The organism is Neobacillus drentensis (genome assembly GCF_036966985.1).
GTDB classification, from domain to species: domain Bacteria; phylum Bacillota; class Bacilli; order Bacillales; family Cytobacillaceae; genus Neobacillus; species Neobacillus drentensis_E.
Genome location: NZ_JBALSN010000060.1, coordinates 9,322 through 32,309 on the forward strand (window position 1 = coordinate 9,322; position 22,988 = coordinate 32,309).

The window sequence follows — 22,988 nt, forward strand, 5'->3', positions numbered from 1 at the left end:
CTCCGCCCTACGATAAGTCAAGCACGAATGCGCTAACCCTCTTCGTGTTTCCTTTATCTCGGTTGGAGCACTCCAGGCCATACGCCGCTGACCAGGGCACTTGCGCTTTTCTTATACCGTCAGTACAACCTATTAATTTATAAATATACGAATCAGTGAATGTGGATAATAAATAATAAGGAAGTAAAGTGGAGTTTCGACAATATCCACCCCTTGTGGACAACTTTCTACAGTACCCTAGGATAAGCTATCCACATGATATCCACAATTTGTGGATAACGTTTAAGTGTGGATAAAGTTATTCAGAGTGAAAACACAAATATAATATCAAATAATTGCTTAAGGCGCAATGCCTTTTCGTAGTTTATCCACAACTATAACAATATGTGTACAGTATTTGTCCACAAGTAGATGTTTTGTGCAAAACCTGTCAATATCTTGTGTGGATAGCTAAAAAATTGTCGAAAATATATCCACAAGGTACTAAGGGCTATTGGATCAAGAAGTTGGATATCTTTTCAGTGAGAAAAATTAATCATTCTCTTTTAATTGATCGGACATTTTCATATAAGAATAGAATTTCTAGAAATTAGCCAATTCATGTTCAATAAAATTTGGAAATGGGAACAATATCAGAGAATGGTTGACAATTTAATGGTGAGGTTATTATAATGAGTAAGACTGTCACTTAACTTGATAGCATCCTTTAGGGAGGTGTCATATAATGAAAAGAACATATCAACCAAATAGTCGTAAACATAGTAAAGTTCACGGTTTCCGTAGTCGTATGAGCTCAGCTAATGGCCGTAAGGTTCTAGCTCGTCGTCGTCTAAAGGGAAGAAAAGTATTATCAGCATAGACCACTGAAAAGTCAGTGGTCTTTTTTCTAATCCGACTGAGGGTGTTTTTATGAAAAAAGAGCTACGTATTAAAAAGAATAAAGAATTTCAAACAGCATTCCAAAAGGGGCAGTCTTTTGCCAATCGGCAGTTTGTTGTTTATTCCTTACCAAAAGAGGGACAAGATCATTTTCGGATCGGCTTGTCTGTGAGTAAGAAGATTGGAAATGCAGTAACAAGGAATCGAATCAAACGTTATGTAAGGCAATCAATCTTGGAGCTAAATGAGCAGCTAGCAATAGGAAATGATTATGTCATTATTGCTAGGAAACCAGCAGCAGACATGGACTTTTTTGAAGTGAAAAAAAGTTTGACCCATGTTCTAAAAGTCGGAAAGGTTTTAAAAAAGTGATAGTAAAGACATAAATGCGAAGGGATTTGCCTGAAAATTTGCATCATATTGAAGACAATTCCTTTGCGTAAATGATAAAATACCTTTGAAAAACGTAAAAAAATAATACATAGAGTGGTTTTACTATCTTTATTGTAAGGAGGAAACCTTGGTTGAAAAGAAGAATATTACTAGTAGTCGGCTTACTTTCTGTCTTTATCCTGCTGACAGGATGTAGTGAAATAAAACAGCCGATTACTTCGGAGAGTACAGGTTTTTGGAATGAATACATTGTTTATCCATTATCCTGGTTGATTAAAGAAGGGGCACTTATTCTTGGGGGAAGTTTTGGGTTATCGATTATTGTTGTAACGATCGTCATCCGACTTGCCATCTTGCCGCTTATGATTAAGCAGACAAGAAGTTCGAAAGCGATGCAAGCCTTGCAGCCAGAAATGAAAGCACTTCGTGAAAAATATAGCTCTAAAGATCAAAAAACGCAGCAAAAATTGCAACAGGAAACGATGGCGCTTTTTTCGAAGCATGGTGTCAATCCAATGGCCGGCTGTTTCCCATTAATCGTACAAATGCCAATTTTAATTGGTTTTTACCATGCGATCTCACGAACGAGAGAAATTGCTTCAGATAATTTCCTCTGGTTTGACCTAGGAGATAAAGATCCGTACTATATTTTGCCAATTATTGCAGGTATTACTACCTTTATTCAGCAAAAATTGATGATGGCTGGCCAAGAGCATAACCCACAAATGGCGATGATGCTTTGGATGATGCCGATTATGATTGTTGTTTTTGCCTTTAATTTTCCTGCTGCACTTTCCTTATACTGGGTAGTCGGAAATATTTTTATGATTGTGCAAACGTACTTTATTAAAGGACCGGATCTGAAAACGGCAAAGGCATCCGGTAATGCGGGAGGAGCAAAAAAGTGAAACAGGTAACTGCTACAGGACAAACTGTCGAAGAAGCAGTAAAATCAGCTTTAGCTCAATTACAAATCAGCAAAGACCGCACAGATATTGATATTATTGATGAAGGTAAAAAGGGAATCTTCGGGATATTCGGATCACGTCCGGCAGTGGTAAAAGTAACAGTTATCATTGATCCCATTGAGGAAGCAAAAAAGTTTTTAACGCAGGTAAGTGAACAAATGGGGGCCCCTGCTGAAATAGAAATTAAGCGTGAGGGAAAAAATGTTCATTTTATCATGACCGGAGAAAAGATTGCTCTATTAATTGGAAAAAGAGGGCAAACGTTAAATTCACTTCAATATTTAACACAATTAGTCCTCAATCGTTTCTCGAATCAGTATTTAACTGTGATTCTGGATGCGGAAGATTACCGGAAAAGAAGAAATGAGACTCTTATTCAATTAGCTCATCGACTCGCCGGAAAAGCCCTTAAGTCAGGAAAAGATGTAACCTTAGAACCAATGCCTTCCTATGAGCGTAAAGTTATTCATGCTGCATTATCTGATAACAAACGTGTGAAGACATTTTCTGATGGATCGGAACCACATCGCTTTATCGTGATTTCTCCAGCGAAAAGATAATATGATAAATCATTAAACATCCTATCGAATGATAGGGTGTTTTTTTGGCTTCTGAAAAAAATGTCAAAAAAAGAAGTTGTTGATAACCTAATTCTTTTCTCATTTTTCGTTTTATTGTTATTCACATGTGGATAAGTTAAAATAATAATGGGATAAAAGTGAATTGTGGATAGTTAAAGGTCGAGAAGGTTTACTTTTTCAACAGAAAATGATGTGGTATTCTAGTGTTTTGGAGAAAAAAATCATTTTTTATATAGATAATCAATTTTTAGTGCGAGGTGAAGGAAATGGAATATGATACGATTGCGGCCATCTCCACTCCAATGGGAGAAGGAGCGATTGCTATTGTCCGCTTGAGCGGTGATGATGCGTTTAAAATTGCAGACAAGCTATTTAGAAGTATCGGCGGGAAAAAGCTGACTGAAGCAGCCACCCATACGATTCATTATGGACATCTGATCGAACCAAAATCGAAACAAGTGGTCGAAGAGGTTATGGTTTCTGTGATGAAGGGTCCAAAAACTTTTACAAAAGAAGATGTAGTGGAAATAAACTGCCATGGCGGAATTGTTTCTGTGAATAGAGTCCTTCAGTTAGTTCTGACGAATGGAGCTAGACTTGCTGAACCAGGTGAATTTACAAAGAGGGCTTTCTTAAATGGACGGATTGATTTATCGCAAGCGGAAGCAGTAATGGATTTAATCAGAGCAAAAACGGATCGGGCGATGAATGTAGCGCTGGGCCAAATGGAAGGGCGCTTATCGAAGTTGATTCAGAGACTCAGACAGGAGATTTTAGAAATCCTGGCTCATGTTGAGGTTAATATTGATTATCCGGAATATGACGATGTGGAAGAAATGACCCATAAAATGCTGTCAGAAAAAGCCCATTTTGTCAGGGAGGAAATCAAAAAACTGTTACAAACATCAGAACAAGGGAAAATTTTACGAGAAGGATTGTCAACGGCGATTGTTGGCCGCCCAAATGTAGGAAAATCTTCGCTCTTAAACAGCCTTGTTCATGAAAATAAAGCGATTGTAACGGATATTCCTGGGACAACAAGGGATGTCATTGAAGAATACGTGAATGTTCGCGGCGTCCCACTTCGGCTTTTGGACACTGCAGGGATCAGAGAAACAGAGGATATTGTCGAACGAATTGGAGTTGAGCGCTCCCGTCAGGTTTTACAAGAGGCAGATTTGATTTTGCTAGTGTTAAATTATGCGGAGCAGCTGAGTGCGGAAGATGAAAAGCTTTTTGAAGTAGTCAAAGGAATGGATGTCATCGTTATCGTTAATAAAACAGACTTGGAGCAAAAAATCGAGTTTGAGAGGGTATATGCTTTAGCAAAAGATCACAAGGTTGTTACCACTTCCTTACTTGAAGATCGTGGTGTCGATGAGTTAGAGGAAGCCATTGCTTCATTATTTTTCGCAGGATCGATTGAAGCTGGGGATATGACCTATGTTTCTAATAGCCGCCATATCGGCTTATTAAGCCAAAGTTTACAGTCAATCGAAGAGGCGATTGAAGGGGTAGAAATGGGGACACCGATAGATATTGTTCAAATTGATTTAACAAGAACATGGGAATTACTTGGCGAAATCATTGGTGAAAGCGTTCATGAGAGCTTGATTGACCAATTATTCTCGCAGTTCTGTCTAGGTAAATAGAAAGAGGAGTGACAACATGCAATACGAAGCAGGAAATTATGACGTCATTGTCATCGGGGCAGGACATGCTGGCTGTGAAGCAGGCCTTGCTGCCGCAAGAATTGGCGCAAAAACATTAATGATCACCATTAATCTCGATATGGTTGCCTTTATGCCATGTAACCCATCGGTGGGTGGACCAGCGAAGGGAATCGTCGTTCGTGAAATTGATGCACTCGGTGGAGAAATGGGCAGAAATATCGATAAAACCTATATCCAGATGAGAATGCTGAACACCGGTAAAGGTCCAGCCGTACGGGCGTTACGGGCCCAGGCAGATAAGTTTGCCTATCAGCATGAAATGAAGAAAACGATTGAAGAAGAAGAAAATATGACCTTAATCCAAGGGATGGTCGAAGAATTAATCGTCGAGGATGGCGTATGTACTGGTGTCATTACAAAGACCGGTGCCGTTTATCGAGCTAAAACAGTCGTTATAACAACTGGCACTTTCTTACGCGGTGAAATTATTATTGGTGACTTGAAGTATTCGAGTGGACCGAATAATCAGCAGCCATCGATTAAATTATCTGAACATCTTGAAGCACTAGGTTTTGACTTGGTTCGCTTCAAAACGGGAACGCCGCCGCGCGTCAATAGTAATACCATTGATTACAGTAAAACAGAAATCCAACCGGGTGATGATACGCCGCGAGCGTTTTCTTATGAAACAACGAAATATATTACGGACCAACTGCCATGCTGGTTAACCTATACAAACGAAGAAACGCATCAAATTATTGATCAGAATCTCCATCGCTCACCAATGTTTTCTGGAATGATTAAGGGAACAGGTCCGCGTTACTGTCCGTCAATTGAGGATAAAGTGGTCCGCTTTAATGATAAGCCGCGTCACCAAATTTTCCTTGAGCCTGAAGGCAGGAATACGCAGGAAGTATATGTGCAGGGATTATCAACAAGTTTACCAGAGGATGTTCAGCAACAAATTCTAAAATCGATTTCTGGACTTGAGAATGTGCAAATGATGCGCTCTGGTTATGCGATTGAATATGATGCGATTGTTCCTACACAGTTGTGGCCAACGCTTGAAACAAAGGTCGTTAAAAATCTCTATACTGCCGGTCAAATTAATGGGACATCTGGCTATGAAGAAGCAGCAGGACAAGGTTTAATGGCCGGGATTAATGCTGGTTTAAATGCACTGGGCCGTGATCAGTTAATATTAAGTCGTTCCGATGCGTACATTGGGGTATTAATTGATGATTTGATTACAAAAGGGACGAATGAACCCTATCGCTTGTTAACATCAAGGGCAGAATACCGCCTTCTTTTACGCCATGATAATGCTGATTTACGACTTACGGAAATAGGCCACAAAATTGGCTTAATTCGTGACGACCGTTATGAAAAGTTCTTAACAAAAAAAGACGCAATTGAAACCGAAAAGCAGCGCTTAGAATCAACGTTCTTGAAACCGACCGCTGAGGTTCAAGAAATGATACGCAGCATTGGCGGCAGTGAATTAAAGGATGGAATCCGGGCCTCTGATTTATTAAAAAGACCAGAGATGTCCTATCATCAACTTGAAACCATTTTCCCTAGTGAAGTTGCTTTAGATGAAGAGGTAAAGGAACAGGTGGAAATTCAACTAAAATATGATGGGTATATTACAAAGTCTCTGCAGCAGGTTGAACGATTAAAGAAAATGGAAGATAAGAAAATCCCTGAGAATATCGATTATGACGCCGTCTCCGGACTCGCGACAGAAGCTAGGCAGAAACTAAAGTTAGTCAAACCGCTGTCCATTGCCCAAGCATCCCGGATAGCCGGAGTTAATCCAGCTGATATTTCCATCTTGCTTGTCTACCTAGAACAAGGCAAGATCGCAAGGGTTTCGAATGAATAATTATGTGAGGAAGATTACTGAATGATCATCGAACAATTTGCAGCAAATTTACAGGAAAAAGGGATTACCCTTACAAGTGTTCAGCTCGACCAATTTGAGAGGTATTTTGAAACATTGGTTGAATGGAATGAAAAAATGAATCTCACCGCGATTACTGATAAAGCGGAAGTGTATTTAAAGCACTTTTATGATTCCATTACAGCTTCGTTCTATTTTGATTTCACAAAGCCCTTTCATCTTTGTGATGTCGGGGCGGGGGCAGGATTTCCAAGTATTCCATTAAAAATTGTTTACCCTCATATTGAGGTGACGATTGTAGATTCATTGAACAAGCGAATCTCATTTTTAAATCATCTTTCCCAGGAATTAAAATTGGAGAAGGTCCATTTTATTCATGATCGCGCGGAAACTTTCGGGGTTAATCCGGAGTTCCGTGAAAATTTTGATGTGGTAACGGCAAGAGCGGTAGCGAGAATGTCTGTGTTGAGTGAGTTTTGTTTACCCCTCGTCAAAGTAGGCGGTCATTTTATTGCTATGAAAGCTGCCCATGCCAAGGATGAATTAGGAATGGGCCAAAAGGCAATCACCACGCTTGGCGGAAGATTAGAGGAAATGTTTACTTTTACGTTGCCAATGGAAGAAAGTGAACGGAATATTCTCATCATAAAAAAGGAGAAACAAACACCAAAAAAATATCCACGTAAGCCTGGGACACCAGGAAAGACACCGATTGAATAAGAAAAGCGGAAGCGCCTGTTTAGCGGCGAAGTATATTAGCCGCTGGGTGCTGGAGCTGGACAGTTATCTAAGTTCAGAAAATTATACCCATAAGTGAAACATGGGGAAACTAACAATTTTTACAGCAAACATGTTATTCTAGGCAGGAAGAATAGAACTAGGCAGAGAATAAGTAATAGGGAGTTTCGTAAAGGTGGTGTTGGGGATGAAACAATCATTTACACGCTTTTTTGGCCTCGGCGATAAGGGACAACCAGAGGTTGAACTTGAAAAAGAGCTGATTACGGAAAAAAACGAGGAAATCAATAAAATACCAATTGACCATATAGTTCCAAACCGCTTTCAGCCTCGGACGGTTTTTGATGAAGAGAAAATTGAAGAATTGGCGCGAACCATTCACATTCATGGTATTATTCAACCGATTGTCGTGAGAGAATTTGCCATTGGACAATATGAAATTATTGCTGGAGAACGTCGTTTTCGTGCGATGAAGAAGCTCGGTTGGACCGAGGCTCCTGCGATTGTCAAAAATTTATCGGACACAGAAACGGCGTCTGTTGCATTAATCGAGAACCTGCAACGAGAAGAGCTGTCCCCGATTGAAGAAGCGATGGCCTATGGAAAATTGCTGGAATTGCACAACTTGACCCAGGAGGCCTTAGCACAACGCCTCGGGAAAGGGCAGTCAACGGTAGCCAACAAACTCCGTCTTCTTAAATTACCACAGCCGATTCAAGAGGCATTATTATCGAAAGTAATTACAGAGCGACATGCGCGTGCGTTGATCCCTCTCAAGGATCCTGAAAAACAAGTGGCACTCTTGGCGGAAATTATTGAAAAGAACTTTAATGTTAAGCAAACCGAAGAGCGGGTTGTTAAACTACTTGAACAAAAAAATGAAAAGCCGAAACCAAAACGGAAGGCTTTCAGTAAAGATATGAGAATTGCCGTCAATACAATTCGTCAATCCCTAACAATGGTAACAGACAGCGGAATTAACCTTGATGCTGAGGAAGAGGAATTTGACGAATTCTACCAATTTACAATCCGTATACCAAAGAAAAAGTAACAGATAACTAGATAAATAGATCTCAGAACCAGACATTTCAAATGTTTGGTTCTTTTTATTTGGGAAGTATCATGATAAGTGGTAATGTTTGGATATGAGATATCTTCTACCCGCCAATCTAGCTTTTTATATACCAGCTGGCATTTGAATATTTTAAGAAAAAATCCAACAACCTATCTGTTTCATGCTAAAATAAAGGAATGGAATTTTTCTTTTAACCAACAAGGTTAAATTAGCCAAATGAACAATATTTTTATAAAATTTAAGAGAATAGCAGAATAAAACTTTGAGAGAATAAAAGGGTAGGTGACATCGTGGGCAAAATTCTTGCAATCGCGAATCAAAAAGGCGGAGTCGGAAAAACGACTACCTCTGTCAACCTAGGTGCCTGCTTAGCATATATTGGAAAACGTGTCCTGCTTGTCGACACGGACCCGCAGGGAAACGCAACAAGCGGGATTGGTATTGAAAAGGCAGAAGTTGACCAATGCATCTATGATGTTTTAGTAGATGATGTAGAAGCTAAGGATGTCATTAAATCTACATCGGTCGAAAACTTGTATGCAATCCCAGCCACCATTCAACTGGCAGGAGCAGAAATTGAATTGGTACCGACCATTTCAAGAGAAGTTCGTTTGAAGCGTGCACTAGAAGAAGTGAGAGACCAATTTGATTATATTATTATTGACTGTCCGCCATCGTTAGGATTATTAACCCTTAATGCCTTAACAGCTTCTGATTCCGTCTTAATCCCTGTTCAATGTGAGTATTATGCGTTGGAAGGCTTAAGTCAATTATTAAGTACGGTAAGACTTGTTCAAAAGCATTTGAATCAGGATTTGAAAATTGAAGGTGTTTTATTAACCATGCTTGATGCACGGACCAATCTAGGCATTCAAGTCATTGAAGAAGTGAAAAAATATTTTCAAGATAAAGTGTATAAAACTATTATTCCAAGGAACGTACGTCTAAGTGAAGCGCCAAGTCATGGTGAACCGATTATTACCTATGATGCCAAATCCCGTGGTGCTGAGGTGTATTTAGATTTAGCAAAGGAAGTGGTCTCAAATGGCTAAAGGGTTAGGAAAAGGCCTTAATGCATTTTTTGCGGATGCTAGTAAAGAGGAAGTCGTTCTAGAAATTAAACTGAACGAATTGCGTCCCAATCCATATCAGCCTCGTAAAACCTTCCAACAAGAGACAATCGATGAATTAAAAGAGTCAATCATCGAGCATGGAATCCTGCAGCCGCTCGTGGTTAGAAAAAGTATTCGCGGCTACGAAATAGTTGTTGGTGAGCGGCGTTTTCGTGCAGCGAAAGAGGCAAAACTTGAAACTATTCCAGCTGTAGTCCGGACACTTTCGGAACAGCAAATGATGGAATTAGCAGTCCTCGAAAACCTGCAAAGGGAAGATTTAAATCCAATCGAAGAAGGACTAGCCTATCAAATGTTAATGGAAAAATTAAAGTTGACACAAGAAGAGGTAGCGAAGCGTCTAGGGAAAAGCCGGCCGCATATTGCCAACCATATCCGTCTCCTTTCCCTTCCTCAAAAGATTCAAGAATTAATCTCAAGCGGGAAAATATCGATGGGTCATGGACGTGCCTTATTAGGTCTTCGCCAAAAAGAAAAACTGCCAAGCCTTGTCGAAAAAATAACCAAAGAAGCATTGAATGTCCGTCAGTTAGAAAAACTGATTCAACAATTAAATGAAAATGTTCCACGTGAAACGAAAAAGCCAGAACCGAAGAAAGATGTGTTTATCAAGGAACGGGAACATGTCCTGCGGGAACGGTTTGGGACGACGGTTAATATTAAACAGAACAAGAATAAAGGGAAAATTGAAATAGAGTTCTTCTCTAAAGAGGATTTAGAACGAATTTTAGAGATGCTCCATCAAGAAGATTCATCCTTATAGACCATCAAACGGTGGTTTATTTTTTTTTACTTATATGATAGTTTTAAAGAAATATATTTCGATGGTCGAAAAAAAGGTGGATGTTGGATGTTTTTATTAGGAACACTGGTCAATGGGCTTTTAATAGTTGTCGGCACACTTCTTGGAAAGTTGTTAAATCGGATTCCAGAAGGAATGAAGGTCACTGTCATGTATGCCATCGGCTTATCTGTCATGGTGCTAGGCTTACAAATGGGTTTAAAGAGTGAAAATTTCCTCATTGTTATTATCAGCCTTGTTGTTGGAGCGGTAGCTGGTGAGGCGTTAAAACTGGAGGATAAATTAAATGATTTAGGATTATGGCTGGAGAAGAAAGTCGGCCCTTCTAATGGAAAAGGCAGTATCTCAGAAGGATTTGTTACGGCAACATTAATCTTTGTGATTGGGGCGATGGCGATTATTGGCGCGCTTGATAGCGGCATTCGCGGTGATCATGATGTGTTGTACACTAAATCGTTAATCGATGGATTTACGGCATTAATTCTAACGACAACATTGGGAATTGGGGTTATTTTTTCAGCGATTCCGGTTGTCCTCTATGAAGGGGGCATTGCCCTTTTTGCGACTCAGATTGACCGATTTGTCCCGCAGGCATTAATGGATCAGTTTATTGTCGAGATGACAGCAACAGGCGGAATTATGATTTTTGCGATTGGCTTAAATTTAACGGGAATGGTGAAAATTAAGGTAGCCAATCTCCTGCCTGGTATCGTCGTCACAGGGCTGATTGTATCAGTTCTTTATATTGTTCAATAAATTTAGCAAAAAAGAGCATTCGGTTACACCCGTTTGCTCTTTTAATTTGTCTTCTCTTCTTCGAGCCAATTTAAGTTTAATTCAGTCCAATTTTGCTTAGGGTAGATCAGACTTGCTTGATAAATGCCATTGGCAATCGTTTTGGCCATTCTCATCACAAGGTTTAAGCGAGTATTTTGTAAGACAAAAAACTCCATAAACCCGCTGACATTGACGATGCCTGTGATATGTATATCACCGACTGCTGGCAGCTCTTTGTTTACTCCTGCTCCTGGTTTGACAGGACCATTTCCCACTTGGATGACCCCGACATTTTTGACTCTTCCCAGACAAGCATCGATGCCAATGATATAAGGATCCACATGTTTTTCCTGGATATCCTTTAATTTATCAGCCAAATTAACTGCATGAATCGGCTCATCTAATGTCCCGTACACATAGAATGCCTTCAGGTCCTTTTCTTCAAGTAGTGTCCCAACAAGCGGCCCTAATGAATCTCCCGTGGAACGGTCCGTACCAATACAAACAAAGACAATCGGGCGGCTTGTTACAGTAGGAATATTCGTTATCAGCTCTTCAGCGAGACTTTCAGCAGCATGTAAATCATCGTGACTTATACGTGCCTTAGCCCTCTTGTCAAAAAAACTGGTCTTCAGATTCATTAAGTCACTCCCTAACACTAATAAGTCTTACTAGTCTAGCTCCAGCGCCTAGGGACTCGAGTCATAAGCCAATCTGGCAAGAAGATTAAAGAGCAACCTTCTCACCAGCTCGTCTTATGCTTATCGTCCCTGACCAAGGCGCTTCCGCTTTTTTATTAGTATACGGAAAATTCAGTAAATCTATACATGAAGCGGGTAAAAAAGGAAAATTCATAATGCTATTAACTGCATAAAATAATTGCTAAAATAGAATTGGCAAAAAGGTTTTAGAGGATGGTGTCTAAATGACTCTTACACAAAAGGGAATGCAAAAATTACTCGATAAATTTCAAAATGAAGATACGTGGCTGGCTCTAGGCGAAGGGCTGTTAAAAATTATTGCGATTTTAATTATTACCAATATCTTAATTCGAATTGGAAAATTAATGATCCATAACATTTTTAAAATTAGAAACCTCTCACCGCTTAGTACGTCAGAACGGAGAGAAGAAACACTCTCGCGGCTGCTCGATAATGTCCTTTCTTATGTTGTTTATTTTATTGCCTTTATGATGATTCTTTCTGTGTTAGGAATTGATGTAAAAGCACTAATTGCGGGTGCTGGGGTGGTTGGTTTAGCCGTAGGTTTTGGAGCGCAAAGTTTAGTCAAAGATGTGATCAGCGGCTTTTTTATTATTTTTGAAGATCAATTTTCCGTTGGTGACCATGTTCGCATCGGTCAATTTGAAGGAAATGTGGAAGCAATCGGGTTAAGAACGACAAAAATTAAAAGTTGGACCGGGGAACTGCATATTTTACCAAATGGCAGTATTATTGAAGTAACCAACTTTTCCATTAATAACAGTATCGCTGTTGTAGATATTGCAATCGCCTATGGGGAAGACATCGCTAGGGCGGAAAAGGTGATTGAGGAAGCGATTCAGTATATGCCAGCTCAATATGAGGAGTTAGTGAAGCCCCCTGAGTTATTAGGAATTCAAACAATGGGCGCAACAGAGATTGTCTTACGCGTTGTCGCAGAAACGCAGCCAATGAACCAAGCCGGCGTTTCTCGCATGATTCGCAGGGATATAAAGCTTCAATTAGACGAAAATGGCATTAAGGCTCCAGATCCAAAACTGGTCATGTATGGCTCTGGACAACCTAAATAAGGGGATGATTTTGAATGGAAGAAAAGGAATTTGCCCTAAATGATGTAGTAGAGATGAAGAAACAGCATCCTTGTGGAACAAACCGCTGGAAAGTCATCCGCATGGGGATGGATGTTCGCATTAAATGTGAAGGATGCGGTCATAGTGTCCTCATTCCGAGGCGGGAATTTTCAAGGAAAATGAAGAAAATTTTGGTGAAGCATGAGGAATAACCTTATGCTTTTTTCTATGGAAAAGGGGCGGAGCGACGCAAAAATGAATCTGTTTGAAAATATAAATTCTTACTTTAATTAGGTGAAGCCTAGCTCTGCTCACACCGTCTTTATTATGTTATTATTCTTATAAGAAAAGTAGAAATAGAGTTTTGCACATAGAGGGTGGGAATATTGGCACAGACACAAATACGTCAAGCTGCATGTCCATTAAATTGCTGGGATAGCTGCGGATTTCATGTAACAGTCGAAAATGATCGAGTCACAAAAGTGGATGGAGATCCCTCCCATCCAATCACCCAAGGAAAAATTTGTGGGCGGGGACGGATGCTTGGAACAAGAACAAATTCCACGCAGCGATTGCTGTATCCATTAAAAAAAATCAACGGCCAATTCGAGCAAATTTCTTGGGAACAGGCACTGAATGAGATAGCTGATAAGCTCAGGGATATAAAAGAAACATACGGACCAACGGCCGTTTTACACAGCCATGATTATGCAAATAATGGCTTATTAAAAAACCTCGATCAGCGTTTCTTCAATTGCTACGGCGGTGTTACTGAGCTTTACGGTTCACTTTGCTGGGGGGCAGGCATTGAAGCGCAAATGTGGGATTTCGGGAATGCATATAGCCATGGACCTGATGATGTTTATAATAGTAAAAATATTATCGTCTGGGGACGCAATGTTGCCCGGACGAACATGCACTTTTATGAAAAGCTGTTAGAGGCAAAAAAACGCGGTGCAAAACTGTTTGTTATTGATCCACTCTTTAACGCCACGGCAAAAATTGCTGATGAATATATCTCGATTAAACCTGGAATGGATGGGTTATTGGCAGCAGGAATTATCAAAGAGTTGCTTCGCTTAAGGTTAGAGGATCGAAAATTTATTGAGGAATCGACCGTTGGCTTTGAGGATGTGCATCAACTCCTGGGCAGTGTTACTTTAGGGAAAATAAGTGAAATGACTGAAGTGCCTTGTGAAGTAATGACCCATTTAGCGCATGTCTATGCGGACAAACCGACTGCAACCTTTATGGGGCTTGGCCTGCAACGTTATCAAAATGGCGGCAATACGATTCGTCTGATAGATGCCCTTGTCGCATGCAGTGGAAATATTGGTATTGCGGGCGGAGGCGCCAATTATGCGAACCTTCAAGTGGGCCAGAGTTTTGTATTTGAAGAGTTAACCCTTCCTCATCGCAGGCAAAATCAGCGCCAGTTTTCCATTATGAAACAGGCCGAAGAACTACTGGAAGCAATAAATCCAGAAATACAAATGATAGTTGTCACCTGCGGGAATCCAATCACACAGGTGCCTGACACCAAAGTGGTTGAAAAAGCCTTCTCATCTGTAGCAACGTTGGTGGTAATTGATCAATTCCTGACCGATACCGCGCAACTTGCTGATTATGTGCTTCCAACAACCACTGCTTTTGAAGAAGAGGACATTTATTATTCTTCGATGTATCATCATTATGTAAATTATGGACCGAAGCTAGTCTCCGCACCAGGTGAAGCCAAACCTGACTTATGGATTTGGACGGAATTAGCGAAGCGGCTCGGTTTTGGTGCAGATTTTGATTTTACTAGAAAGCAATTCCTTAAGATGGGCTTTCAAGCATTGGAAAAAAAGGGTGTGACCCTAGAAACTTTAATGGAAAAGCATACAATAGAGTTGCCAGTCAAAGCGAATCCATGGCATGACCGAAAGTTTGCTACCCCAAGCGGCAAGTATGAATTTACAGCACGGAACGGTCATGAACGGTTAACCTTAGCTGTACCGGAGGAGTCTAAGTGGAGTAATCCACAGTTGGCTGAAAAGTATCCATATAATATGCTGACAATTCATCCGATGCGTTCCAATCACTCACAGAACTATCATCTGTTAGGTGGAAATCTGAGATTGAAAGTCGAAGTGGCCCAAAATATTGCGGATGATCTCAGTTTGCAAAAAGATGATCTTGTTAGAGTATGGAATGACCGCGGCGAAGTTAAAGGCTATCTTTCCATCCTGCCAACAGCCCATCCAAACACGATTAATATCGATGAGGGAATATGGAAGCAGTTTGGTGGGTCAGTAAATAACCTGACATCCAGCCGTGAATCGGATAATGGTTTGGGCAGTACATTATATGATTGTCTTGTTAATATTGAAAAAATAAACTAACTGCCGCCATTATGCGGCAGTTGTCTTTTTTTATATAAATCTCTATAATTGTGAAAGACTTGTCTTTTTATTACCGGAACTAATTTAGGCTATGTTAAAGCTTATTGTTTATTTTGGCACCCTGTTTATTGGAGTGGAAATAAACAGGCAAGTTTAACAGAGCCAATATTTAAAATAGATCTTATTTTTTGAGGAGTGAAATAAATGGCATTAACAGCTGGTATCGTTGGTTTGCCGAACGTTGGTAAGTCAACTTTATTTAACGCAATTACCCAAGCTGGGGCAGAATCAGCCAATTACCCTTTCTGTACGATTGACCCAAACGTCGGAATCGTTGAAGTACCTGACCACCGTCTCCAAAAATTGACGGAACTGGTCCAACCAAAAAAGACAGTTCCAACCGCTTTTGAATTTACCGATATTGCTGGAATTGTTAAAGGGGCAAGCAAAGGAGAAGGTTTAGGAAATAAATTCCTCTCACACATCCGCCAAGTTGACGCGATTTGCCAAGTCGTTCGCTGCTTTGCTGATGAAAACATTACCCATGTATCAGGTAAAGTGGATCCAATCGATGATATTGAGGTTATCAACCTAGAGTTGATTCTTGCCGACATGGAATCAGTAGAAAAGCGGATTAGCCGTGTCGAAAAATTAGCTAAGCAAAAGGATAAGGAAGCAGCGGCTGAATTTGAAGTACTTGCAATGCTGCGTGATGCTTTTGAAGCAGAAAAGCCTGCACGAACCGTTGATTTTACCGATGAGCAAATGAAACTTGTCAAAGGACTTCACCTCTTAACAATTAAGCCTGTCCTTTATGTAGCCAATGTAAGTGAAGATGATATTGCTGATCCATCTGACAATGAATATGTTCAAAGGGTTCGCGAATTTGCGGCTGCCGATAACGCCGAAGTTATCGTGGTGTGTGCGAAGATTGAAGAGGAAATTGCTGAACTTGAAGGTGAAGAAAAGCAAATGTTCCTTTCAGAGCTAGGAATTGAAGAATCTGGCCTTGATCAATTAATTCGTGCTGCCTATCATTTGCTAGGCTTAGCAACTTATTTTACTGCAGGTGTTCAAGAAGTACGCGCCTGGACATTTAGAAAAGGTATGAAAGCTCCACAATGTGCAGGAGTCATTCACTCTGACTTTGAACGAGGCTTTATTCGAGCCGAGACAGTTTCATTTGATGATCTATTAGCTGCTGGCAGTCATACTGCTGCAAAGGAAGCGGGCAAGGTTCGGTTAGAAGGGAAAGAATACGAAGTAAAAGACGGCGACGTCATCCACTTCCGTTTTAACGTATAAATGTTCAAGCTCTGCACACTTTGCAGAGCTTTTATTATTGCAATTGTAAGTAAAGAAGACAGGGTGGTTTGGCACCATGTTGATTGGAGTGGAAATCAAGATGCAATTTTAACAAAGCAAAACTGGAAATAACTCATTTCTGTGAATGACATTGCAATTATTTTATTTGTATGCTATAATTTCAACTTGTGAGTAATTAATAATTGCTCCTTGCCCAAATGGGCCGTTTAGACCAAAAGGAGGTGACTGTGATGAATAAGTACGAAATCATGTACATCATCCGCCCAAATATTGAAGATGAAGCTAAAAAGGCTCTTGTAGAGCGTTTTAATACAATTCTTCTTGAAAACGGAGCGGAAACTGCTGAAACAAAGGATTGGGGTAAGCGTCGTTTAGCATATGAAATCAACGATTTCCGCGACGGATACTACGAAATCACTAAAACAACATCTTCAGCTGCTGCAGTACAAGAATTTTCTCGTCTTGCAAAAATCAGCGAAGATATCATTCGCCACTTAGTAATTAGAGAAGACGCTTAATATAGATCTTGGTAGAAATGTTTCATGTGGAACATTTTTCCAAATAAAAAGGAGTTGATTCTGATGATGAATCGTGTCGTACTTGTTGGCCGTTTAACAAAAGATCCTGATTTGCGTTATACACCAAATGGGGTTCCTGTTGCTACCTTTACTCTAGCTGTTAATCGACCATTTTCTAGTCAATCAGGTGAACGTGAAGCAGACTTTATTAACTGTGTTGTTTGGCGTAAACCTGCTGAAAATGTAGCAAACTTCTTGAAAAAAGGAAGCCTCGCAGGTGTTGATGGCCGAATTCAAACCCGCAACTATGAAGGACAAGATGGTAAACGTGTCTATGTTACAGAGGTACAAGCTGAAAGTGTTCAGTTCTTAGAACCTAGAAACGCATCTGGCGGCGGTAGCGGAAGAAGCGATTACGACCAATTCGGTGCTCCTCCGAGGGAACCACAAGGTAATCCTTATGGCGGCGGCAATCAGAATCAACGTCAAAATCAAAATACAAATAAAGGTTACACAAGAATGGACGAGGATCCGTTTGCTGGTAATGGTCAAATTGATATTTCCGATGACGACCTTCCATTCTAACTAACCTTAATTGAACGATAACATCAATAATGAATAAGGAGGGAATTTTCATGGCAGGAGGACGTAAAGGCGGTCGCGCAAAACGTCGTAAGGTGTGCTATTTCACATCAAATGGTATCACTAAAATCGACTATAAAGATGTAGATCTTCTTAAGAAATTTATCTCTGAGCGTGGAAAAATTTTACCACGTCGTGTAACTGGTACTAGCGCTAAATACCAACGTAAATTAACAGTTGCAATCAAACGTTCACGTCAAATGGCATTACTTCCATTTGTTGCAGGTGAATAATAAATAGATGGAAAAGGCAGTAAGGGTTCTCCCTGCTGCCTTTTTCTTATACTCGTAAACTTGTGTAGAGCGGATTATCTCGGGTAAAATAAAGATTAGTGTTTTATATGTTTAGGGGTGAAAGTGTGAAAGATGTACGCAAGCTAACGGAGGGTGCAATCCTCTTGGCAGCTTTTGCTGCGTTATTATTAGTAACCATGTATGTTCCTATCGTAGGGGCAATCGTAAACCTAGTATTGCCTGCTCCGTTTATGATCTTTGCTTATAAAAATAAATTGAACCTTATTGCCGCTTTTGTTTTAGCAGCGATATTTATTTCGTTTATCGCCGGCTCTTTAATGGGACTAGGGATCATGCTTATATACGGTACCCTTGGTGTGGTTATTGGTTATTTGCTCCAAAAAGGTAAGAGTCGAGCATTCATTTTGATTGCCGGTTCCCTCACGATGATGGCTGGACTAGTTATCATGTATGCCGTCACGGTTGCTTTTATGAAAGTAGATATTATTCATGAACTAACAGTGGCCTTAAATGAATCAGTTAAAAACTCTGAGGAAATGCTGAAAGCGATGGGTAGAGAAGATCAAATTGCAAAGATAAAAGAGCAAAATTCCCTTATGCTTAAGCAAATCGTAACGCTGGCACCAAGTGCGCTCATTTTTGCTGCCATTGTCCTTACTTTTATTACCCAGTGGATTTGTTTTCCAATTGCTAAACGATTTGGTGTCAATGTTCAGCCATGGGGTCATTTTCGTAATCTAGCCCTTCCTAAAAGTCTGTTGTGGTATTATTTAATTGCCTTGGGAGCAATGCTCTTATTTCATCCACAGGAAGGAACCTACATATATTCTGTTTTAATCAATGCAAGGTCCGTACTAGAGACGTTTATCCTCCTGCAGGGGGTTGCGCTTTTATTTTTTCTTTTCCACCAAAAGTCCGTTGCGAAGGGGCTTGGCGTGTTTGTAGTAATTCTTACTTTCATGATTCCGTTGGTCCGTTATATAATAATGTTATTAGGCATTACTGATTTAGGCTTTAACTTTCGAAAGCAATTTGAAAAGAAAGAGTAAGATTCACGACTAGGAGCTGAAAATTTTGCCTGCATTTTTAGAAAAGCGGTCCATTCGTTACCCTTTTTATGGGTTAATTGCTGTCACAGTGGTACTGCTCATTATTCTGTATTTATATAACAGGATATTAAGTGTAGCAGGGCTGTTATTAATGTTTTTCCCCATTTACTATATGTTTGTGGTCGATCGGCGCCAACGAAAAGAAATGGAAGAGTATATCTCCACCCTTTCCTACCGCGTAAAACGAGTTGGTGAAGAAGCTCTGATGGAAATGCCAATCGGGATTATGCTCATTAATGATGAGTATTATATTGAGTGGACCAATCCATTCCTGGCCTCTTGTTTTGATCAGGATACCTTGGTGGGAAGATCACTGTACGATGTTGCCGATACCCTGATACCGCTAATTAAACAGGAAGTTGAAACAGAGATCATTACTCTTCATGAACGGAAATTTCGCGTCATCCATAGACGTGAGGAACGGCTTTTATACTTTTTCGATGTGACCGAACAAAAAGAAATCGAGAAAATGTATCATAATGACAGGACTGTTATTTCAATTATCTTTTTAGATAATTATGATGACCTGACCCAGGGAATGGATGACCAAATGCGTGGCAGCATCAATAATCTGGTCACGTCTATCTTAAATAAATGGGCCCAAGATAATGGGATATTTTTAAAAAGAATTTCCTCCGAACGGTTTATTGCGGTGTTCAGTGAAGGAATTCTTCAAAAGCTGGAAAAAGGGAAATTTACCATTCTTGATGAAGTCAGAGAAATGACTTCCAAGCAAAATGTATCCTTTACCTTAAGTATTGGCGTCGGAACGGGAGTAACTTCTCTGCCGGAATTAGGCGGGCTAGCCCAATCGAGCTTGGACTTGGCCTTAGGAAGAGGCGGCGACCAAGTAGCGATTAAATTGCCAAGTGGCAAGGTGAAGTTTTATGGCGGCAAAACCAACCCAATCGAAAAGCGCACGAGGGTCAGGGCACGAGTGATTTCACATGCATTAAGGGATTTAATTATCGCTAGTGATAAAGTAATTATCATGGGTCATAAAAATCCGGACATGGATTCGATTGGTGCCAGCATTGGCATTTATAAAGTCGCGCAAATGAATCAGAAGGATGCCTATATCGTTGTTAACACACAGGACATGGAAAATGGAGTTAAACGGTTAATGGCAGAAATACGACAGCAAGAGCAGTTGTTTGCCCACTTTATTGGACCAGAAGAGGCGCTCGAAATTGCTATGGATAAGACTTTACTCGTTGTCGTTGATACGCATAAACCGTCCATGGTCATTGAAGAACGGCTTCTCAATAAGATTGACAATAAGGTTGTCATTGATCATCATCGCCGCGGTGAAGATTTTATTGCCAATCCTCTCCTAGTTTATATGGAGCCTTATGCCTCATCGACATCAGAACTTGTAACAGAGTTCCTTGAATATCAGCCAAAACGAGGTAAAATTGAAATGATTGAAGCGACGGCCCTCTTAGCAGGAATCATCGTGGATACCAAAAGCTTTACCCTCAGAACAGGCTCAAGGACGTTTGATGCAGCCTCCTATCTACGAGCACATGGAGCAGATACCATCCTCGTTCAAAAGTTTTTGAAGGAAGATGTGGATACATATATTAAGAGGTCCAAGTTAATTGAGTCTGTTACTTTTTACCGCGAAGGGGTTGCCATTGCGAAAGGCACTGAAAATGAGTTTAACGATCAAGTGATTATTGCCCAAGCAGCAGACACCTTATTAACAATGGATGGGGTGATTGCCTCCTTTGTTATTTCAGAACGCAGTGAAGGCGTGATAGGCATTAGTGCAAGGTCGCTTGGAAACATTAATGTCCAAGTCATCATGGAAAGTCTAAAAGGCGGCGGACATCTGACGAACGCAGCCACACAACTGACTGGTTTATCGATTGCTGAAACAGAAAATCAATTAAAGCTAGCAATAGATGATTATTTTGAAGGAGTGAAAAAGGAATGAAAGTAATTTTTTTAAAAGACGTAAAAGGTAAAGGGAAAAAAGGTGAAGTGAAGAATGTAGCAGACGGATATGCTCATAATTTTCTTCTTAAACAAGGTTTAGCAAAGGAAGCCAATAATGCCAATATCAGTACGCTTGATGCTCAAAAAAAGAAGGAAGCAAAGCAAGCAGAGGAAGAATTAGCGGAAGCCCAAAAATTAAAAGAAGTATTGGATCAAATCACGGTTCAATTAACTGCTAAAGCGGGTGAAGGCGGCCGTTTATTTGGCTCCATTACAACAAAGCAAATTGCAGAAGAATTACAAAAGAAACATGGGATCAAAATCGATAAACGTAAGATGGAATTAGCAGATGCCATTCGCACGCTTGGCCACACAAAGGTTCCAGTGAAACTTCATCACGAGGTGGTTGCGACTTTAACCGTTTCTGTGACAGAAGTAAAATAAAAATTTTCCCAGTGCGAAATGGTTCTGGAACATGATAGAATAGAAAAGTAATCAACGCGATGTGATCGGTCTTAGCTGGTCACTTTTTCTTTTGTTTTTAAGGAAATGATAGTTTTTGATAATAAATGATCCTCTTCATGATAGGAGGTTTTTTGATATATGAATGACTTATATGCAGATCGTATGCCACCGCAAAATATTGAGGCCGAGCAGGCTGTTTTAGGGGCTATTTTCTTAGAGCCTTCCTCTCTCGTACTAGCTTCTGAAATTTTAATCCCTGAGGATTTTTATCGTGCTGCCCACCAAAAAATATTTAACGTGATGCTTACTCTCAATGATCAAGGGAAAGCAGTTGACCTTGTAACGGTAACAGAGGAACTTGCGGCTGCCAAACTGATTGAAGATACAGGCGGGGTTAGTTATTTAGGAGAATTGGCCGCCTCGGTTCCTACGGCAGCTAATATTGAATATTATGCGAGAATAGTAGAAGAAAAATCCTTACTTAGAAGATTAATTCGCACCGCAACGAACATTGCATCCGATGGATATTCTCGTGAGGATGAGGTTGAGGCACTTTTAAGTGAGGCTGAAAAAAATATTATGGCCGTGGCACAGCGGAAAAATGCTGGTGCTTTCCATAATATTAAAGATGTACTTGTTCGGACGTATGACAATATTGAGGAAATGCACAACCGTGTCGGCGACATTACGGGGATTTCCACCGGATTTGCTGAACTAGACCGAATGACAGCAGGATTCCAGCGAAATGATTTAATTATTGTTGGAGCCCGTCCTTCCGTGGGTAAAACGGCTTTCGCCTTAAACATCGCCGCTAACGTAGCGACAAAAACAGGTGAAAATGTCGCGATATTCAGTCTTGAGATGGGTGCTGAACAGCTAGTAATGCGTATGCTTTGTTCGGAAGGAAACATCGATGCTCAGCGGCTTCGTACCGGTTCCCTAACCGATGAAGACTGGGGGAAACTAACGATGGCAATGGGAAGTCTTTCGAATTCAGGGATATTTATTGATGATACTCCAGGGGTTCGTATCAGTGATATCCGTTCGAAATGCCGTCGCTTGCAGCAAGAACATGGTTTAGGGATGATCCTAATCGATTACTTGCAGTTGATTTTAGGAAGCGGCCGTTCAGGCGAGAACCGTCAGCAGGAAGTTTCTGAGATCTCTCGTTCTTTAAAGCAGTTAGCCCGTGAGCTGAAAGTTCCTGTTATTGCTCTTTCTCAGCTATCCCGTGGTGTGGAACAGCGTCAAGATAAGCGTCCGATGATGTCCGATATTCGTGAATCAGGGAGTATCGAGCAGGATGCCGATATCGTGGCTTTCTTGTATCGTGATGACTACTATGATAAGGAATCAGAGAATAAGAACATCATTGAAATCATTATTGCTAAGCAGCGTAATGGTCCAACGGGAACAGTATCGTTGGCCTTTGTAAAAGAATACAATAAGTTCGTCAACCTCGAGACACGGTATGAAGATGCTCCTGGTGCGTAGTGGCTAGCCAAACTTATTTGGCTAGCCTTTTTTTGCGACTAGGTTAGGTGCCCGTGTCGTAGATTTAGAAAAAAGGGTCCAACGGTAGCCATAGAGGTCGTATGATGCCCGTTTGCAGTAATAAGACAGCCTAACGGTAAC

The 22,988-nt window shown here is 40.5% G+C and carries 23 protein-coding genes; 22 read left to right on the top strand and 1 reads right to left on the bottom strand.

All coding sequences use genetic code 11. The features are described 5' to 3' along the window. Positions 1 to 724 precede the first annotated feature (724 nt). The 11 genes from rpmH (at position 725) to V7659_RS04165 (ending at position 10,901) form a co-directional block, all read left to right on the top strand. On the top strand, positions 725 to 859 hold the full coding sequence (gene rpmH / locus V7659_RS04115; protein WP_035446353.1) for a 50S ribosomal protein L34: 135 nt from the start codon (positions 725 to 727) through the stop codon (positions 857 to 859). 50 nt (positions 860 to 909) lie between these two features. Next, positions 910 to 1,251 (top strand): ribonuclease P protein component, encoded by a 342-nt coding sequence (rnpA, locus tag V7659_RS04120; RefSeq protein ID WP_335538293.1) that lies wholly within the window; start codon positions 910 to 912, stop codon positions 1,249 to 1,251. A 152-nt stretch (positions 1,252 to 1,403) separates the two neighbouring features. Beyond that, positions 1,404 to 2,180: a YidC family membrane integrase SpoIIIJ gene (gene spoIIIJ, locus V7659_RS04125; RefSeq protein WP_335538294.1), complete on the top strand. Its 777-nt coding sequence runs from the start codon at positions 1,404 to 1,406 to the stop codon at positions 2,178 to 2,180. Next, positions 2,177 to 2,800 (top strand): RNA-binding cell elongation regulator Jag/EloR, encoded by a 624-nt coding sequence (gene jag, locus V7659_RS04130; protein ID WP_335538295.1) that lies wholly within the window; start codon positions 2,177 to 2,179, stop codon positions 2,798 to 2,800. Before spoIIIJ ends, jag begins: the two co-directional genes overlap by 4 nt. A 287-nt stretch (positions 2,801 to 3,087) precedes the next feature. Continuing rightward, positions 3,088 to 4,473, top strand: coding sequence for a tRNA uridine-5-carboxymethylaminomethyl(34) synthesis GTPase MnmE (gene mnmE / locus V7659_RS04135; protein ID WP_335538297.1), 1,386 nt, complete (start codon positions 3,088 to 3,090; stop codon positions 4,471 to 4,473). 16 nt (positions 4,474 to 4,489) lie between these two features. After that, entirely contained in the window at positions 4,490 to 6,379 is a 1,890-nt protein-coding gene (gene mnmG, locus V7659_RS04140) for a tRNA uridine-5-carboxymethylaminomethyl(34) synthesis enzyme MnmG (RefSeq protein WP_335538299.1), read from the top strand. Between the two features lie 21 nt (positions 6,380 to 6,400). Continuing rightward, positions 6,401 to 7,117 carry a 16S rRNA (guanine(527)-N(7))-methyltransferase RsmG gene (rsmG, locus tag V7659_RS04145; protein WP_335538301.1) on the top strand — a complete coding sequence of 239 codons (717 nt, stop codon included), beginning with the start codon at positions 6,401 to 6,403 and terminating at the stop codon, positions 7,115 to 7,117. A gap of 205 nt (positions 7,118 to 7,322) precedes the next feature. Then, positions 7,323 to 8,186, top strand: coding sequence for a nucleoid occlusion protein (gene noc, locus V7659_RS04150; protein WP_144552089.1), 864 nt, complete (start codon positions 7,323 to 7,325; stop codon positions 8,184 to 8,186). Positions 8,187 to 8,500: 314 nt separating this feature from the next. Next, the gene (locus V7659_RS04155) at positions 8,501 to 9,262 is read left to right on the top strand and encodes a ParA family protein (protein ID WP_335538305.1); all 762 of its coding nucleotides are present in this window, start codon (positions 8,501 to 8,503) and stop codon (positions 9,260 to 9,262) included. Further along, entirely contained in the window at positions 9,255 to 10,106 is an 852-nt protein-coding gene (locus V7659_RS04160) for a ParB/RepB/Spo0J family partition protein (RefSeq protein WP_335538306.1), read from the top strand. Before V7659_RS04155 ends, V7659_RS04160 begins: the two co-directional genes overlap by 8 nt. Before the next feature lie 87 nt (positions 10,107 to 10,193). Next, positions 10,194 to 10,901, top strand: a complete 708-nt coding sequence (locus V7659_RS04165) for a DUF554 domain-containing protein (RefSeq protein WP_335538307.1) — start codon at positions 10,194 to 10,196, stop codon at positions 10,899 to 10,901. Between the two features lie 41 nt (positions 10,902 to 10,942). Here V7659_RS04165 and yyaC read toward each other — a convergent pair whose 3' ends face one another. After that, on the bottom strand, positions 10,943 to 11,563 hold the full coding sequence (gene yyaC, locus V7659_RS04170) for a spore protease YyaC (RefSeq protein ID WP_335538308.1): 621 nt from the start codon (positions 11,561 to 11,563) through the stop codon (positions 10,943 to 10,945). Positions 11,564 to 11,847: 284 nt separating this feature from the next. Between yyaC and V7659_RS04175 the strand changes: the two genes are divergently transcribed. From V7659_RS04175 to dnaB, 11 genes are all read left to right on the top strand, one after another. Next, the gene (locus V7659_RS04175) at positions 11,848 to 12,714 is read left to right on the top strand and encodes a mechanosensitive ion channel family protein (RefSeq protein ID WP_335538309.1); all 867 of its coding nucleotides are present in this window, start codon (positions 11,848 to 11,850) and stop codon (positions 12,712 to 12,714) included. A gap of 14 nt (positions 12,715 to 12,728) precedes the next feature. Beyond that, on the top strand, positions 12,729 to 12,926 hold the full coding sequence (locus V7659_RS04180; RefSeq protein WP_026568062.1) for a DUF951 domain-containing protein: 198 nt from the start codon (positions 12,729 to 12,731) through the stop codon (positions 12,924 to 12,926). A gap of 174 nt (positions 12,927 to 13,100) precedes the next feature. Continuing rightward, entirely contained in the window at positions 13,101 to 15,098 is a 1,998-nt protein-coding gene (locus V7659_RS04185) for a molybdopterin-dependent oxidoreductase (protein WP_335538310.1), read from the top strand. A 204-nt stretch (positions 15,099 to 15,302) separates the two neighbouring features. After that, a complete protein-coding gene (gene ychF, locus V7659_RS04190; protein ID WP_098577055.1) occupies positions 15,303 to 16,403 on the top strand; it encodes a redox-regulated ATPase YchF in 1,101 nt (366 codons plus the stop codon). 251 nt (positions 16,404 to 16,654) lie between these two features. After that, complete coding sequence (rpsF, locus tag V7659_RS04195; protein ID WP_026568065.1) at positions 16,655 to 16,942, top strand: 30S ribosomal protein S6; 288 nt, start codon at positions 16,655 to 16,657, stop codon at positions 16,940 to 16,942. A 63-nt stretch (positions 16,943 to 17,005) separates the two neighbouring features. Continuing rightward, positions 17,006 to 17,527 (top strand): single-stranded DNA-binding protein, encoded by a 522-nt coding sequence (ssb, locus tag V7659_RS04200; protein ID WP_335538313.1) that lies wholly within the window; start codon positions 17,006 to 17,008, stop codon positions 17,525 to 17,527. Positions 17,528 to 17,577: 50 nt separating this feature from the next. After that, on the top strand, positions 17,578 to 17,817 hold the full coding sequence (gene rpsR / locus V7659_RS04205) for a 30S ribosomal protein S18 (protein WP_098577061.1): 240 nt from the start codon (positions 17,578 to 17,580) through the stop codon (positions 17,815 to 17,817). A 125-nt stretch (positions 17,818 to 17,942) separates the two neighbouring features. After that, positions 17,943 to 18,887, top strand: coding sequence for a YybS family protein (locus tag V7659_RS04210; protein WP_335538314.1), 945 nt, complete (start codon positions 17,943 to 17,945; stop codon positions 18,885 to 18,887). A gap of 25 nt (positions 18,888 to 18,912) precedes the next feature. Then, entirely contained in the window at positions 18,913 to 20,886 is a 1,974-nt protein-coding gene (locus V7659_RS04215) for a DHH family phosphoesterase (protein ID WP_335538315.1), read from the top strand. After that, positions 20,883 to 21,332 (top strand): 50S ribosomal protein L9, encoded by a 450-nt coding sequence (gene rplI / locus V7659_RS04220; RefSeq protein ID WP_144552062.1) that lies wholly within the window; start codon positions 20,883 to 20,885, stop codon positions 21,330 to 21,332. Before V7659_RS04215 ends, rplI begins: the two co-directional genes overlap by 4 nt. Before the next feature lie 159 nt (positions 21,333 to 21,491). Then, complete coding sequence (gene dnaB / locus V7659_RS04225) at positions 21,492 to 22,847, top strand: replicative DNA helicase (protein WP_144552059.1); 1,356 nt, start codon at positions 21,492 to 21,494, stop codon at positions 22,845 to 22,847. Positions 22,848 to 22,988: the final 141 nt, after the last annotated feature.

Excerpts from the sequence above, each read along its gene's own strand:
- rpmH (WP_035446353.1), top strand. The coding sequence starts at position 725 with ATGAAAAGAACATATCAACCAAATAGTCGTAAACATAGTAAAGTTCAC.
- rnpA (WP_335538293.1), top strand. The coding sequence starts at position 910 with ATGAAAAAAGAGCTACGTATTAAAAAGAATAAAGAATTTCAAACAGCA.
- mnmE (WP_335538297.1), top strand. The coding sequence starts at position 3,088 with ATGGAATATGATACGATTGCGGCCATCTCCACTCCAATGGGAGAAGGA.
- mnmG (WP_335538299.1), top strand. The coding sequence starts at position 4,490 with ATGCAATACGAAGCAGGAAATTATGACGTCATTGTCATCGGGGCAGGA.
- rsmG (WP_335538301.1), top strand. The coding sequence starts at position 6,401 with ATGATCATCGAACAATTTGCAGCAAATTTACAGGAAAAAGGGATTACC.
- noc (WP_144552089.1), top strand. The coding sequence starts at position 7,323 with ATGAAACAATCATTTACACGCTTTTTTGGCCTCGGCGATAAGGGACAA.
- V7659_RS04160 (WP_335538306.1), top strand. The coding sequence starts at position 9,255 with ATGGCTAAAGGGTTAGGAAAAGGCCTTAATGCATTTTTTGCGGATGCT.
- V7659_RS04165 (WP_335538307.1), top strand. The coding sequence starts at position 10,194 with ATGTTTTTATTAGGAACACTGGTCAATGGGCTTTTAATAGTTGTCGGC.
- yyaC (WP_335538308.1), bottom strand. The coding sequence starts at position 11,563 with ATGAATCTGAAGACCAGTTTTTTTGACAAGAGGGCTAAGGCACGTATA.
- V7659_RS04175 (WP_335538309.1), top strand. The coding sequence starts at position 11,848 with ATGACTCTTACACAAAAGGGAATGCAAAAATTACTCGATAAATTTCAA.
- V7659_RS04180 (WP_026568062.1), top strand. The coding sequence starts at position 12,729 with ATGGAAGAAAAGGAATTTGCCCTAAATGATGTAGTAGAGATGAAGAAA.
- ychF (WP_098577055.1), top strand. The coding sequence starts at position 15,303 with ATGGCATTAACAGCTGGTATCGTTGGTTTGCCGAACGTTGGTAAGTCA.
- rpsF (WP_026568065.1), top strand. The coding sequence starts at position 16,655 with ATGAATAAGTACGAAATCATGTACATCATCCGCCCAAATATTGAAGAT.
- ssb (WP_335538313.1), top strand. The coding sequence starts at position 17,006 with ATGATGAATCGTGTCGTACTTGTTGGCCGTTTAACAAAAGATCCTGAT.
- rpsR (WP_098577061.1), top strand. The coding sequence starts at position 17,578 with ATGGCAGGAGGACGTAAAGGCGGTCGCGCAAAACGTCGTAAGGTGTGC.
- rplI (WP_144552062.1), top strand. The coding sequence starts at position 20,883 with ATGAAAGTAATTTTTTTAAAAGACGTAAAAGGTAAAGGGAAAAAAGGT.
- dnaB (WP_144552059.1), top strand. The coding sequence starts at position 21,492 with ATGAATGACTTATATGCAGATCGTATGCCACCGCAAAATATTGAGGCC.